The sequence below is a fragment of the Bradyrhizobium sp. 138 genome (assembly GCF_023074075.1).
Classification (GTDB): domain Bacteria; phylum Pseudomonadota; class Alphaproteobacteria; order Rhizobiales; family Xanthobacteraceae; genus Bradyrhizobium.
Genome location: NZ_JADPKT010000100.1, coordinates 159,901 through 174,497, shown reverse-complemented (window position 1 = coordinate 174,497; position 14,597 = coordinate 159,901). Strand labels below are relative to the sequence as shown.

Sequence of the window (14,597 nt, the reverse complement as noted above, 5' to 3'; positions counted from 1 at the left end):
GATTAAGCGGAGAAGAGCGCATCCAAGTCAAGCAAGGCGAGACGTGCCAGCTACGCAAGGCGCGCCGGCGCAATTCGATGGTGCTCGAGCACTGAGGCGCGCTACTATGCCGCCAATATTCCTTCACGAGAAAATGCGGGAGCGCGCGATGGAGCTGAAATTTTCCAAGGTGGAACGCAAGGGGCCGATCACGATCGTGACGCTGTCGCGCCCCGAGGTCTACAACGCGTTGCACACCGATGCGCATTTCGAGCTGCAGAAGGTGTTTGACGATTTCTCCGCCGATCCTGAGCAATGGATCGCGATCGTCACCGGCAGCGGCGACAAGGCGTTCTGCGCCGGCAACGATCTGAAGTGGCAGGCGGCAGGCGGCAAGCGCGGCTGGGACAAGGGCGGCTTTGCCGGCCTCACCTCGCGATTCGACTGCGACAAGCCGATCATCGCCGCGGTGAACGGCGTCGCGATGGGCGGCGGCTTCGAGATCGCGCTCGCCTGCGACCTGATCATCGCCGCGGAGAATGCGACCTTCGCCCTGCCCGAGCCGCGCGTCGGCCTCGCCGCGCTCGCCGGCGGCCTGCACCGCCTGCCGCGGCAGATCGGCCTCAAGCGCGCCATGGGCATGATCCTCACGGCACGCCATGTCAGCGCCAAGGAAGGTCAAGAGCTCGGCTTCGTCAACGAGGTGGTGCCGCAGGGCGAGGCACTGACGGCTGCGCTGCGTTGGGCGGAGATGATCGCCAAGAATTCGCCGATGTCGATCCGGGCCTCGAAGCAGGCGATTCAGAAGGGACTTGGCGTCTCGCTGGAACAGGCGATCGCGGAGCAGCGCGACTATCCGGCGGTGCAGGCCATGGTCGCCTCGCAGGACTATATCGAGGGCCCGAAGGCGTTTTCGGAGAAGCGGCCGCCGAAATGGGTGGGGAAGTAAGAGAGTCTCAATGCCGTCATTGCGAGCGTAGCGAAGCAATCCAGACTGTCTCCGCGGAAATAGTCTGGATTGCTTCGTCGCAAGGGCTCCTCGCAATGACGTGGAGAGGCCTACGCGTCCCTCGACAGCTCCCGCTTGTAGGACGCGTAATTGGGCTGATCCACCGCCAGCTTGTCCATCGTGGTCGCCCACAGATGCTCGGCGAGGCCGGGCGTTGCCAGATCAACCTCGCCCTTGGCGATGCGCTCGGCGAGCGCGCGGTTGAGTTCGCTGACCGAGCCGTCGATGCCGAGCAGCGCACGCAGCCGCTCCACCTCCTTCGCATCACTCCCCTCCTCCCCCGTCAGCTGCCGCGTCACGAGGTCGAGGATGTTGATGGCGACGCGCAGCTTGAAGGCCTGGTGACCGGAGATCAGCGGCGTGATGTCGTTGCGGAGGAAGTCGGCGACTGATTTGGTCAGCTCGACCGGGGTCGGCTCGTCCTGCATGTGTCAACTCCCGCGCGGCGCCAACAGCCGCAACAGATCGATTTCGGTCTCGCTGGCGCGACGGCCGATCATGGCGCGCTCCATGGAATGGTCCGGGCCTTCGCGAAACCGCTGCATCATGCCGCCGCACATGATGCCCCAGCGCAACGTGCCCATCACTTCCCAGAATTTGACGCGCGCAGGATCGACCGTTCGGCCTGCCGCTTCGTAGCCTGCGAACAGCTCCTCACGCGAGCCAAAACCGCCGACGGGCTTGTCGATCTCGCCGAAGCGCCAGGAGTTGACGCAGACCCAGCCGAGATCCTCCATGGGGTCGCCGAGATGGGCGAGCTCCCAGTCGAGCACGGCGCGCACGCCGTCGGCGCCGATGATGAGATTGCCGTTGCGGAAATCGCCGTGCACCAGCGTGATCTCGGCCGAGGGACCGGGATCGTGATCGCGCAGCCAGCGCAACGCCAGCTCGAACACGGGCTTGGGCCAGTTCAGGCTGCGGTAGTCGCGCTCGAACTCGGCGATCTCCTGAGTGGCGCCGCGGCTGCGCAGCTCGGGCAGCTTGTCCTGCGGCAGTCGATGCAGGCCAGCCAGAATGCCACCAATCTGCCGCGCCAACAGCGGCCGCGCGGCAGCGAACACGTCATCGCGAAGAATCTTGCGCGCGATCGTCTCGCCCTCGACCCGCTGCATGATGAAGCCGGTGCCGAGGTCGTCCTCGGGCACCAGCACATGCATCACGCGCGGCGACGGCACGCCGGCCTCGAAGGCGAGCTGCATCAGTTGCGCTTCAGCAGCAAGTCCGGCCGCGCGCGTTGGCGCCGCGCCATAGCCTTTCGGCGAGCGGCGCAGGATCGCGCCGATCGGCCCATCGGGATGCACGATGTCGAAGCGCCAGGTTTCCTGGCTGGCGCCGCCGGACAGCTTTGCTGCCCCGGTGACGCCGGTCGCGCCCTTGCACCAGCGCTGGACGCTGCGTGAAAGCTCCGCCTCGATCATTTGCCTTTGAACTGCGCGGGCCGCTTCTCCAGGAACGCGCCGACGCCCTCGCGAAAATCTTCGGTGTCGCCGGCGCGAAGCTGGCACTGGAATTCGAGGTTGAGCTGATCCTCGAAGGAGTTTTCCGGGCTGTCCCAGTAGAGCTTGCGGATCGACGACAGCGCGACCGTCGGGCCGCTGGCGAGGTCGCGCGCCAGCTTCATCGCCTCTTCCATCAGCACGCCGTCGTCGTAGACGCGGTTGACGAGGCCCCATTCCAGCGCCTTCTCGGCCGGCAGCCGCTCGCCCATCAGCGACAATTCGATCGAGCGCGCCCGGCCGATGAGGCGCGGCAAGAGCCAGGTCGAGCCGCAATCCGGCACGAGACCGATGCGGCGGAAGGCCTGCAGGAAATAAGAGGAACGCGCGCACAAAATCATGTCGCCGAGCAGCGCGAAGCTCATGCCCGCGCCGGCGGCCGGCCCGTTGACCGCGGTCACGATGGGGCAGTGCAGATTGCGGATGCGGCGCAGGAAGGGATGAAAGCCGGTCTCCAGCGTCAGGCCGGCCTTGGTCTTCTTCGACTGGTTGTTGCGGCCTTGCAGATTCGCGCCGGTGCAGAACGCTCGCCCCGCGCCGGTCAGCACCACGCAGCGCACCTCGTCCTTTTTCTCCTCGATCGCATCGAGCGCTTCGGATAGCCCGCCCAGCATGTCCACGGAGACCGCGTTCATCACCTCCTGATGGTCGAGCTTGAGGATCGCGACCGCGCCATCGAAATCGAGCGTGACGTGTTTGAACTGCATGGTTTCCTCGTCGGTTGGTCCTAGCGATGTTTCGCAGACCGGAATTAGTTTTTGCCGGGGCGCATATTTGATTTTTGGCGCGGTCTTGTCCATGGTGATCAGAGCATAGCAAGCAATCTTGCGCGCAGCGGCTGATGCGCCGCATGCCGGAAAGCTTGCCAAGAACTTGCCAAGAACGGAAACGCGCCATGAACCTTTTCGACCTCTCCGGCCGTGTGGCCGTGATCACCGGCGGCAATGGCGGCATCGGGCTCGGCATCGCGCAGGCGCTCGCCACCCAGGGCTGCAATGTCTCGATCTGGGGCCGCAATGCTGACAAGAACAAGGCTGCTGCCGCGAGCATGGCCAGCCTTGCCGGCAAAGTCGAGACCCGCGTCTGCGACGTCACCGATCCCGCCTCTGTCAATGCCGCGATGAAGGCGACGCTCGATGCGTTCGGCCGGGTCGACGGCTGCTTCGCCAATGCCGGCATCGGCGGCGGCGGCCGGCGCTCCTTCATCGAGCGCACAGAGGAGGAATGGCGCACGATGTTTTCGACCAATCTCGACGGCGTGTTCCACGCGTTCCAAGCCGCCGCGCGCCATATGACCGATCGCGCCAATGCCGGCGATCCCTTCGGCCGGCTGGTGGCGACCTCGAGTCTCGCCTCGATCTTCGGCACCGCGCGCAACGAGCACTATGCCGCGACCAAGGCCGCGATCAATGCGCTGGTGCGAGCGCTCGGCGTCGAGCTCGCCCGTCACGGCGTCACCGCCAACGCGATCCTACCCGGCTGGATCAAGAGCGACATGACATCAGGTCTCATGGCGAACGACAAGTTCGTCGCCAACGTGATGCCGCGCATTCCGCAGCGCCGCTTCGGCGAGCCAAGCGATTTCGGCGGCATTGCCGTCTATCTGATGAGCAAGGCGTCGTCGTATCACACCGCCGACACGTTCGTCATCGACGGCGGCTATACCGCGTTTTGAGACTTCGTAGGGTGGGCAAAGCCGCACTTGCGGCGTGCCCACCATCAACATGTCCGATGTCGTGGTGGGCACGCTGCGCTTTGCCCACCCTACGGCTCCTCGTATTGTAAGCGCAGAAGGGAATGGGCAAATGTTCTCGCACGTCATGATCGGCACCAACGACCTCGACAAGGCCAAATCGTTCTACGACAGTCTGCTGAGCACGCTCGAGGTGCGGCCTGCCAGGGTCGATGGCCACCGCATCTTTTACATCACCAAGACCGGCGTGTTCTCGGTGTCGAAACCGATCAACGGCGAGCCGGCAACGTGCGCTAACGGCGGCACGATCGGCTTTGCCTGCAATTCGCCCGAGCAGGTCGATGCCTGGCACGCGGCTGGTGTCGCAGCCGGCGCAAAATCGATCGAGGATCCGCCCGGCGTGCGCCAGGGTCCAGGCGGCAAGCTCTATCTCGCCTATTTGCGCGATCTCGATGGCAACAAGATCTGTGCGATGCATCGGATGCCGAACTAGCCACATCCACCGCTGTCATTCCCCGCGAAAGCGGGGAATCCAGTACGCCGCGGCTTCTCGGCTCAATCACGACGGTCTCTGGAATACTGGATCGCCCGGTCTTTGCCGGGCGATGACAGCGGAGAGTGAGGCGCGCGCCTGCCGCCTCCCTACACCCCATTCAAACAACATTTCAAACGCCTTCGCGAAATTCCATCGCATGGCACGGCTCAGCGTAAAAAATGCGCGCTCGCACTTTGGCTGCGCTGCGACTATTCTTGCCCCAGAACGATCTCAGCGTCCCGGGAGGAACAATGACAAAACACATCTACATTCCCCGCACCACCAACTACACCCTCAATCCCGGCGACGAGCTCAACGACCTGCGCATGTCGGACCAGGTCCGGCCGCTCTATGATCACGTCAAGAAATTCATCCGCGACACCGTCGAGCCGATGTCGATCGAGTTTGCCAAGGCCGGCGAGACCAAGGAAGATCGCTGGAGCTTCACGCCGAAGCAGCTCGAGGTGCTGGAGAAGGCCAAGAACAAGGCCAAGCAGGAAGGCCTCTGGAATTTCTTCCTGCCGGACGACGAGACCGGCCAGGGCCTGAAGAATCTCGACTACGCCTATATCGCATCCGAGCTCGGCAAGAGCCCGCTGGCGTCCGAGACCATGAACTGCTCGGCGCCGGACACCGGCAACATGGAGGTGCTGGAGCGGGTCGGCACCAAGGAGCAGAAGGAGAAGTGGCTGAAGCCGCTGCTCAACGGCGAGATCCGCTCGGCCTATGTCATGACCGAGCCGAACGTCGCCTCCTCCGACGCCAAGAACATCTCGACCACGGCAAAGCTCGTCGGCGACGAGTGGGTGATCAACGGCGAGAAGTATTACATCTCAGGTCTCGGCGATCCCCGCTGCAAGATCCTGATCGTGATGGTGAAGACCAATCCGGACGCGGCGCCGAGCAAGCAGCAGTCGCAGATTCTGGTGCCGCGCGACACGCCCGGCGTCGAGGTGCTCGGGCCCATGTATGTATTCGGCCAGGACCACGCCCCGCGCGGCCACATGCACATGCGCTTCAACAATGTGCGGGTCCCGAAGGAGAACATGCTGTTAGGTGAAGGCCGCGGCTTCGAGATCTCGCAGCTCCGCCTTGGCCCGGGCCGCATCCATCACTGCATGCGCACGATCGGCAAGGCCGAGAAGGCGCTCGATCTGATGGTGCAGCGGGGTCTCACCCGCGAGGCCTTCGGCAAGAAGATCGCGCATCTCGGCGGCAACATGCAGATCATCGCGCAGGCGCGCTGCGAGATCGAAGCGATGCGGCTGATGGTGCTGAAGGCGGCCAAGGCGATGGACGTGCTCGGCAACAAGGAGGCCCGCGTCTGGGTCTCCATGGTCAAGGCCATGGTGCCGGAGCGTGCCTGCAAGATCATCGATCAGGCGATCCAGATGCACGGCGCCACCGGCATCTCGCACTGGACCCCGCTCGCCGAGATGTACCAGGACGTCCGCCATTTGCGCTTTGCCGACGGTCCGGACGAGGTACACTGGATGGTGGTCGGCCGCCACGAGCTGAGCATGGCGTGATCCACGAGATGCCGTAGGGTGGGCAAAGGCGCGCTCTTCGCGCGCCGTGCCCACCATCGCGGCCTCGCAAGAAATGGTGGGCACGCTTTCGCTTTGCCCACCCTACGAAGATCGTAGGGCGGATTAGCGAAGCGTAATCCGCCGAACGCCTGCGGCACGGAGAATGGCGGATTACGCCTTCGGCTAATCCGCCCTACGCATTTACGTCGCGGGCGCGAGCTTGTCCTGGGTCTTGGTCTCGAAATCGGATGCGTCGTGCCGCTCGTGGAGCTGGCTGGCGGGATCGCCGGAGACGCGGTTGACCATGCGGCCGCGCTTCACCGCCGGACGCTTGGCGATCTGATCGGTCCAGCGCTGCACGTTCTTGTAGTCCTGCACCGAAAGGAATTCGCCGGCGCCATAGACCAGCCCCTTGGATAGCGCGCCGTACCAGGGCCACACCGCCATGTCGGCAATCGTATATTCATGACCCGCGAGATATTCGTTGTCGGCAAGGCGCCGGTCGAGCACGTCGAGCTGGCGCTTGGTCTCCATCGCGAAGCGATCGATGGCGTATTCGATCTTGGTCGGCGCGTAGGCGTAGAAGTGGCCGAAGCCGCCGCCGAGATAGGGCGCGCTGCCCATCTGCCAGAACAGCCAGGACATCGCCTCGGTGCGGGTCTTGATTTCCTTCGGCAGGAAGGCGCCGAACTTCTCGGCGAGGTAGAACAGGATCGAGCCCGACTCGAACACGCGGATTGGCTCCGGACCGGAACGATCCAGCAGCGCGGGAATCTTGGAGTTCGGATTGATGTCGACGAAGCCGCTGCCGAACTGATCGCCATTACCGATCCTGATCAGCCAGGCGTCGTATTCGGCGCCCTTGTGGCCGAGCGCCAGCAGCTCCTCCAGCATCACCGTGACCTTCACCCCGTTCGGCGTCGCCAGCGAATAGAGCTGGAGCGGGTGCTTGCCGACCGGCAGCTCCTTGTCGTGGGTGGGGCCGGCGATGGGGCGGTTGATGCTGGCGAACTGCCCGCCGTTCTCCTTGTTCCAGGTCCAGACTTTGGGCGGCACGTAGGCGGGGGTGTCAGTCATGCGGGGGCTCCGGCGGAAAGATGCGTCTGCATTAATTAACCCGGGAATGGCCAATAACAAGGGCACCGCAATGCATTGTCGGGCGAGGCAACCTCACGTTTTGTCATGGCAAGCCCCTCCCCGTCATTCTTGGCGCGGACGCCGCGGCCTGCGGATGCGCGTGACGCCTACACACAAGATGCCCCGCCGAATCCGGCATGTCATCGATCGGCTCGCGTCGCTATGCTTCGCCACGACAACAACAGCAACGCGAAAGCCGCCGGGAGAGAGCCATGAAATCGCCGATCTGCGACATGCTGGGCATCGAGTTCCCGCTGCTGGCCTTCAGCCATTGCCGCGACGTCGTCGCCGCCGTCAGCCGCGCCGGCGGCTTCGGTGTGTTGGGTGCGACCGTGCACACGCCCGATACCCTCGAACGCGAGCTGACATGGATCGACGAGCACGTCGACGGAAAACCCTACGGCATCGACGTGCTGATCCCCGAGAACATCTCCACCGCCGGCGAAAAGGACGTCACCTGGAAGAGCCTGGAAACGCGCGTGCCGCAGGAGCACCGCACCTACACACGTGATCTCCTGAGGAATTACGACATCGAGCTGACGAGCACGGAGGTCGCAGCCGATCAGCCGCAGCCGTTCGACGGAAAGACCGCGCTGGAGCTGCTCGAGGTCTCCTTCAACCATCCGATCCGGCTGATCGCCAATGCGCTGGGCGTGCCGCCGAAGGCGATGATCGAGATGGGCAAGACACACGGCGTGCCGGTCGCCGCCCTCGTCGGCGCCAAGGAGCACGCGCTGCGCCAAGTCGCGGCCGGGATCGACATCCTCGTGGTGCAAGGCACCGAAGCCGGCGGCCATTGCGGCGAGGTCTCGACCATGGTGCTGGTGCCCGAGGTGATCAAGGCGATCGAGAAAATCCGCGACGTGCCAGTGCTGGCGGCCGGCGGCATCATGACCGGACGGCAGATGGCGGCCTGCATGGTCATGGGCGCAGCCGGCGCCTGGACCGGATCGGTGTGGCTGGCCACCGTCGAGTCCGAGACCAGCGAGATCTTCCGCGAGAAGATGATCGCGGCCTCCTCGCGCGATGCAGTCCGCTCCAAGGGCCGCACCGGCAAGCCGGCGCGGCAGCTCCGCTCGGTCTGGACCGATGCCTGGGACCGTGCGCCGGACAGCCCGGGCGCGCTGCCGATGCCGCTGCAGAGCATCATCAGCCGCGATGCCTTCAACGCGATCGACCGTGCCGCCGCGAGCGGCAACGCCAAGGCGCGCGATCTCGTCAGCTATTTCGTCGGTCAGGGCGTCGGCCTGATCGACAGCGTGAAGTCGGCCGGCGCCGTGGTGCAGGAGTTCAAGGAAGATTTTGCGGAGGCCGTCGAGCACATGAATGCGCTGGTGGCGGAGTAGGTGGTGTGTTTCCGGCGTGGTGTTCGCGGCCCATCCTTCGAGGCTCGCCCGACGGCGCGTTGCGCCGCCGACCTCGCACCTCAGGATGACGCTTTCCCCGTAGCCGTCATCCTGAGGTGCCGTAGCGTAGCGAAGGCCTCGAAGGGCGACGGCGTGCCTAAGATCCAAAGTGTAAAGCAAGAAATGGCCAATACCCCAGAAGACCGCATCCCCGTCATCGTCGGCATCGGCGAGATCGTCGACCGTCCGAAGGAGATCACCGAAGGCCTCGAGCCGCTCGATCTGCTGGAGCAGGCGCTGCGGCGCGCGGAGGCTGATGCCGGCGCAAAGCTGCTCGGCTCGGTGCAGTCGCTCGACGTCGTCAACTTCCTGAGCTGGCGCTATCGCGATCCGGAGCAGTTGCTGGCAAAGCGCCTCGGCATCACGCCCGCACATTGCTATTACGGCCCGGTCGGCGGCGAGAGTCCGATCCGCTACATCCACGAAGCGGCAAAGCGCATCGCGCGTGGCGAATGCACCGTGGCGGCAGTCTGCGGCGCCGAGGCGCAGTCGACTGCGACCAAGGCCGAACGCACCGGGGCAAAACTGCCATGGACGCCGTTCGCGCACGACGTCGAGGAGCCCAAGCGCGGCGCGGCGTTCCAGAAGCCGCTGGCGGTCAAGCTCGGCGTATTCCGCCCCGTCACCGTTTATCCGTTCTACGAGGCGGCCTCCTCGGCGCATTGGGGCCAGACGCCGCGCGAGGCGATGGCGGAATCCGGCACGCTGTGGTCGCGCTATTCGGAAGCCGCCGCACAAAATCCCCATGCCTGGCTGAAGCGGCGCTATGCGCCCGAGGAGATCACGACGTCGACCGCGGACAACCGCCTGATCGCATGGCCCTACAACAAGCTGATGGTCGCCAATCCCAGCGTCAACATGGGCGGCGCGCTGCTGCTGACCAGCCTCACCAAGGCGCGCGCGGCCGGCATCGCGGAAGACAAATTGGTCTATCCGCTCGGCGGCGCCTCGGCGGAAGAACCGCGCGATTATCTCTTGCGCGACCAGTTTTACGAGAGCCATCCGCAGAATGCGGTGCTTAAGGCTGTGATGGATCTCGCCGGCGGCGACGGCAAGAGGTTCGACGCGATCGAGCTCTACAGCTGTTTTCCCTGCGTACCCAAGATGGCGCGGCGGACGCTCGGTCTTGGCGCTGACGTGCAGCCGACGGTGACCGGCGGCCTCACCTTCTTCGGCGCGCCGCTCAACACCTACATGACGCATGCGGCCTGCGCGATGGTGCGCCGTGTGCGCGACGGCGCAAAGCTCGGCCTGCTCTACGGCCAGGGCGGTTTCGTCACCAAGCACCACGCGCTGGTGGTGTCGAAGGCGGCGCCGCGCGAGGCGCTGGCGCAGGAGACCAGCGTGCAAAGCGCGGCCGACCGCAACAAGCGCGCGGTGCCGGAATTCGCTAGCGAGGCCTCGGGCAAGAGCAAAGTGGAGAGCTTCACGGTGCTCTATGGCCGCGGCGGCGATGTCGAGCACGGCGTGGTGATGTTGCGGACTGAAGATGACCGGCGCACGTTGGCGCGGATCCCGGCAAGCGATAGCGTGACGTTGGCGCATCTCTTGAATATGGATAAGACGCCAATCGGCTCAATTGGTGAGATCACCATGGCAGCCGATGGTACTCCGGAGTGGCGGGTGGCGTAGCTCTCTTAGGGTGGGCAAAGCGACTTGTCCGCCATAGCTCGAAGAGCGACGGCGGAAGCGTGCCCACGATATCCGTCTCATCCGGAAAGATTGGTGGGCACGGCGCAAGAGCGCCTTTGCCCACCCTACGAGACCGGCGTCCGGGGCACGTGTTCGTAGGGTGGGTTAGCGCAAGCGTAACCCACCTCTTTTGCCCCCGCGGCGACGGACGTGGTGGGTTACGCCTTCGGCCAACCCACCCTACGGACCTCAGGCCGCGCGCACATTGGTCAGGAATTTGCTGACCTCGTTCTTCAGCCGGCCCGAGTCGTTCGACAGCATTTGCGCCGCCGACAGCACCTGCGAAGAGGCCGTGCCGGTCTCGGTCGCGCCGCGTTGCACGTCGGTGATGTTGGAGGAGACCTGCTGCGTGCCGTGCGCGGCCTGCTGCACGTTGCGGGCGATCTCCTGCGTCGCCGCGCCCTGCTCTTCCACGGCCGCTGCGATCGCCGACGAGATCTCCGAGAGACGCTCGATGGTCGAGGAGATCTCCTTGATGGCGCCCACCGAATCGTTGGTCGCCGCCTGGATGCCGGAGATCTGCTGGCCGATCTCGCCGGTCGCCTTCGCGGTCTGCTCGGCGAGCGCCTTGACCTCGGAGGCGACCACGGCGAAGCCGCGGCCGGCTTCACCGGCACGAGCGGCTTCGATGGTCGCGTTCAACGCAAGCAGGTTGGTCTGGCCGGCGATGGTGTTGATCAGCTCGACGACGTCGCCGATGCGGGATGCGGCCTTGGACAGCTCGCTGACTCGTTCGGTAGTAGCGCGCGCCTGGCCGACGGCATCGCCCGCCATCCGCGCCGATTCCTGCACCTGACGGCTGATCTCGCCGACCGACGAGGCCATCTCCTCGGTCGCCGAGGCCACCGACTGCACGTTGGTCGAGGCTTCTTCCGAAGCCCCTGCAACGGTGGTCGCCAGCCGCTGGGAGCGGTCGGCCGTCGACGTCAGCGTCGAGGCGGAGGCCTCCAGCTGGGTCGAAGCCGACGACACGGTCTGGACGATCTCGCCGATCATGGTTTCGAATTCGCGGGTGATGTTGTCGACGCGGCGGCCGCGCTCGATTTTGGCTTCGGCATCGGCCGCGGCGGCTTCGTCGGCGGCCTTCTTGGCGATCAACGCCTCCTTGAAGATCTGGAGCACGTCGGCCATGGCGCCGATCTCCGTCTTCTCGCCGCGATGCGGGACTTCGGCGGAAAGGTCGCCCTTGCCCAGCGCCTGCATCGGCTCGGTGATGGAATTGATGCCGTTCGAGACGTCGCGGACGAGATAGAAGCTGAGACCAATGCCGACCACGACCGCGACGCCGAGAATGATCGACACCAGCATGAAGGCGTAGGCGTAGCTGTCGGCGGCATCCAGCGCGGCCTGCTCGCCGCCCTTGGTGTTGAGCTCGATGTCCTTGTTCAGCACCTCATCGGCCTGAAGCCCGATCTTGTTGACCGTCTTGCTGTTGAGCTCCTGCGCCTCCTGCGGCACCTTGCCGGCTTCCTTGCGCGACAGCGCCATGACCTCCTCGGTGCCCTTCTTGTAGTCCTCCCAGAGCTTGGACCATTGGCTGTAGAGCGCCCGCTCTTCCGCAGAGGTGATCATCGGTTCGTACTTGGTACGCACCTTGGCGAGTGCCTCGATCACGGTGGCGGCGGTCTTCTCCGACGCGAGCTTGTCCTCCAGCGTCGGGGCCAGCATGTGCTGGCGCACCACGTTACGGTAGGTGATGACGCTGGCGCGCAGATCCCCGATCACCCGCACGCTCGGCATCCAGTTGGTGGTGATGTCGACGGTGTTGGCATTCATCGACCGCATCTTCACGACGGCGAGCAGGCCCATGCCGGTCATCGCGACCAGCAGGAACGCCACGACACTGATGATCTTGGCGCGGATCGAAAGCTTGGCAAACATAATCGGGGTCTCTTTGCGTTGGCGCGGCGGCGCGCCCTGAAGTTTTACGAATCAACCAAAGGGAGCAGCATCGACATCCAACACCAGGGCACCTGCGCAGATGTTAACTACGACTCCGTACGAGTACGGAAGCCCGAAACAAATGAACAGGCGGCTAAGAATGCCCCGCGTTCAGCGCATGAGCCCAAGCGCATCCGTGAAAAACGCCGCTCCGCCGAAATTTCCCGACTTCAGCGCAAGCAACATCTCGCCCGCCTTCGCGCCGACCGCGCGCAACACCGGGACGCCCGCCGCGATTTCCACTCCTACGAGAAATCCGGGGATCTTCAACCGGTCGACCACGGCGCCCGACGTTTCACCGCCGGCAACGATCAGGCGCCGGACGCCGGCCTGCACCAGGCCTTCGGCGATGTCGGCCATGGCCTGCTCGATGGCGTGCCCGGCCGCATCGCGGCCGTGGCGTGCCTGAACGGCGGCAACGGCTTCCGGTGTCGCGCTCGAGGCGATCAGAACAGGACCATCCGCCAGACGCGGCCGGGCCCAGGCGAGCGCGCGCTGCGCTTCGCTTCCGCCTGAGACAATCTGCTCCGGATCGAGATGTAACACCGGCATGACACGTTCGGCATTGGCGATCTGCTGAAGCGTCGCCTGCGAACAGCTTCCGGCAAGGCAGGCCGCCGGTCCGCTGACCGCCGCACCTGCATCGCTACTCGCAGCAGCCGATTTGACCTTGCCGGTCGACACCAGCGCACGCGCAAGCCCGAGGCCGATGCCGGAGGCACCGACCGACAAGCGATGTTCGGCGGCGACGAGGCCGATGGTCTCGAGGTCCCGGTCGAACACGGCGTCGATGATGGCGGCGCCGATGCCCTTGCCCGCGAGCTCGGCCAGCCGCACCCGCACGGCATCCGCGCCGCGTGCGACGGTGGCGAGGTCGACGAGGCCGATCCGCGTCCTGCTCTGGCGCGCCAGCACGCGCACCAGATTGGAATCATGCATCGGGTTGAGCGGATGGTCCTTCAGCGGACTTTCGTTGAGCGGCACGGCACCGACGAAGAGGTTGCCCTGATAGACGGTGCGACCGGTCTCCGGGAACGCCGGCGTCACCAGAACGGCAGCTTCGCCGCAGTCGGCGCGCAGCGCGTCCATCACCGGGCCGATATTGCCAGCGTCGGTGGAATCGAATGTCGAGCAGATCTTGAACAGCACATGGCCCGCGCCGCGGCCGCGCAGCCATTTGTCCGCCGCGCGCGAGCGCGACACGGCAAGGCTGGCCTCGATCGAGCGGCTCTTCAGCGACACCACGACGGCATCGACCTCGGGCAGCGCCAGATCGTCCGAGGGCACGCCGATGGTCTGCACGGTGCGCAGGCCCGCACGCGTCAGCGTGTTGGCGAGATCGGAGGCGCCGGTGTAGTCGTCGGCGATGCAGCCAAGAGAAATTTTCGCTGCGAGGGTCACGGCTTCACTCCAGCGTAAGGCTTGAACCAGGCGAGGCCGTCCGTGGTCTTGCCGCGCGGATTGTATTCGCAGCCGACGAAGCCGGCATAGCCCAGGCGGTCGAGCTCTTCGAACAGGAACGGATAGTTCAGCTCCTCGCCGTCGGGCTCGTTGCGTGAGGGGATGCTGGCGATCTGGACGTGGCCGATGATCGGCATCATCTCGCGCAGGCGCATGGTGACGTCGCCGTGAATGATCCCGCAATGATAGATGTCGAACTGGAGCTTCAGGTTCGCAAGCCTCAACTCCTGGATCAGGTCGCGTGCGAAACCGAAATCGTTGAGGAAGTAGCCGGGCACGTTGCGCGCATTGATCGGCTCGATCACGATGTCGATGCCATGGGGGCCGAAGAATTCGGCGGCCCATGCCACCGATTTGTAGAACGCCTCGATCGCGACGCGCTCGCCGCGGTTGGCGATGCCGGCCATCAAGTGCAGGCGCTTGACGCCGGTCGCCTTGGCATAGGGCAGCGCCGTCTCCAGGCTTGCCTTCAGATCATTGAACCGCGCCGGCAGCGCCGCAAAACCCTTCTCGCCGGCATTCCAGTCGCCCGGCGGCAGGTTGAACAGCGCCTGGGTCAGGCCGTTGCGCTTGAGGCGCTCGCCGACCGCCTCGGCCGGATGATCGTAGGGAAAGAGAAACTCGACCGCGGTGAAGCCGGCTTGCGCAGCGGCATCGAAGCGATCGAGGAACGGCACCTCGGTGAACATCATCGTGAGATTGGCGGCAAAACGCGGCAT

The 14,597-nt window shown here is 64.9% G+C and carries 13 protein-coding genes; 6 read left to right on the top strand and 7 right to left on the bottom strand.

The window, feature by feature from the left end; all coding sequences use genetic code 11:
* Positions 1-148: 148 nt before the first annotated feature.
* Positions 149-928 carry an enoyl-CoA hydratase-related protein gene (locus tag IVA79_RS36430; RefSeq protein ID WP_247562108.1) on the top strand — a complete coding sequence of 260 codons (780 nt, stop codon included), beginning with the start codon at positions 149-151 and terminating at the stop codon, positions 926-928.
* A gap of 110 nt (positions 929-1,038) precedes the next feature.
* On the opposite strand, the gene IVA79_RS36425 is transcribed toward IVA79_RS36430, so the two are convergent.
* The 3 genes from IVA79_RS36425 to IVA79_RS36415 are packed head-to-tail and all read right to left on the bottom strand — an operon-like array spanning position 1,039 to position 3,191.
* Complete coding sequence (locus IVA79_RS36425) at positions 1,039-1,416, bottom strand: DUF6285 domain-containing protein (RefSeq protein ID WP_247562107.1); 378 nt, start codon at positions 1,414-1,416, stop codon at positions 1,039-1,041.
* 3 nt (positions 1,417-1,419) lie between these two features.
* Complete coding sequence (locus tag IVA79_RS36420) at positions 1,420-2,406, bottom strand: phosphotransferase family protein (protein ID WP_247562106.1); 987 nt, start codon at positions 2,404-2,406, stop codon at positions 1,420-1,422.
* Positions 2,403-3,191 carry an enoyl-CoA hydratase/isomerase gene (locus IVA79_RS36415; protein WP_247562105.1) on the bottom strand — a complete coding sequence of 263 codons (789 nt, stop codon included), beginning with the start codon at positions 3,189-3,191 and terminating at the stop codon, positions 2,403-2,405. Before IVA79_RS36415 ends, IVA79_RS36420 begins: the two co-directional genes overlap by 4 nt.
* 188 nt (positions 3,192-3,379) lie before the next feature.
* Between IVA79_RS36415 and IVA79_RS36410 the strand changes: the two genes are divergently transcribed.
* The 3 genes from IVA79_RS36410 (at position 3,380) to IVA79_RS36400 (ending at position 6,241) form a co-directional block, all read left to right on the top strand.
* On the top strand, positions 3,380-4,159 hold the full coding sequence (locus tag IVA79_RS36410) for an SDR family oxidoreductase (RefSeq protein ID WP_247562104.1): 780 nt from the start codon (positions 3,380-3,382) through the stop codon (positions 4,157-4,159).
* A gap of 130 nt (positions 4,160-4,289) precedes the next feature.
* The gene (locus tag IVA79_RS36405; RefSeq protein WP_247562103.1) at positions 4,290-4,670 is read left to right on the top strand and encodes a VOC family protein; all 381 of its coding nucleotides are present in this window, start codon (positions 4,290-4,292) and stop codon (positions 4,668-4,670) included.
* Positions 4,671-4,963: 293 nt separating this feature from the next.
* Positions 4,964-6,241: an acyl-CoA dehydrogenase family protein gene (locus IVA79_RS36400; protein ID WP_247562102.1), complete on the top strand. Its 1,278-nt coding sequence runs from the start codon at positions 4,964-4,966 to the stop codon at positions 6,239-6,241.
* Between the two features lie 201 nt (positions 6,242-6,442).
* Here IVA79_RS36400 and yghU read toward each other — a convergent pair whose 3' ends face one another.
* Entirely contained in the window at positions 6,443-7,318 is an 876-nt protein-coding gene (gene yghU / locus IVA79_RS36395) for a glutathione-dependent disulfide-bond oxidoreductase (protein WP_247562101.1), read from the bottom strand.
* A 272-nt stretch (positions 7,319-7,590) separates the two neighbouring features.
* Between yghU and IVA79_RS36390 the strand changes: the two genes are divergently transcribed.
* Both IVA79_RS36390 and IVA79_RS36385 read left to right on the top strand, forming a co-directional pair.
* Positions 7,591-8,724, top strand: coding sequence for a nitronate monooxygenase (locus IVA79_RS36390; protein ID WP_247562100.1), 1,134 nt, complete (start codon positions 7,591-7,593; stop codon positions 8,722-8,724).
* A 183-nt stretch (positions 8,725-8,907) separates the two neighbouring features.
* A complete protein-coding gene (locus IVA79_RS36385) occupies positions 8,908-10,416 on the top strand; it encodes an acetyl-CoA acetyltransferase (RefSeq protein WP_247562099.1) in 1,509 nt (502 codons plus the stop codon).
* 249 nt (positions 10,417-10,665) lie between these two features.
* On the opposite strand, the gene IVA79_RS36380 is transcribed toward IVA79_RS36385, so the two are convergent.
* The 3 genes from IVA79_RS36380 to otnI all read right to left on the bottom strand — a co-directional run bounded on the left by IVA79_RS36380 (position 10,666) and on the right by otnI (position 14,597).
* Positions 10,666-12,357, bottom strand: a complete 1,692-nt coding sequence (locus IVA79_RS36380) for a methyl-accepting chemotaxis protein (protein ID WP_247562098.1) — start codon at positions 12,355-12,357, stop codon at positions 10,666-10,668.
* Between the two features lie 171 nt (positions 12,358-12,528).
* A complete protein-coding gene (otnK, locus tag IVA79_RS36375; protein WP_247562097.1) occupies positions 12,529-13,818 on the bottom strand; it encodes a 3-oxo-tetronate kinase in 1,290 nt (429 codons plus the stop codon).
* Positions 13,815-14,597, bottom strand: a complete 783-nt coding sequence (gene otnI, locus IVA79_RS36370; protein WP_247562096.1) for a 2-oxo-tetronate isomerase — start codon at positions 14,595-14,597, stop codon at positions 13,815-13,817. The genes otnK and otnI overlap by 4 nt, the downstream gene beginning before the upstream one ends.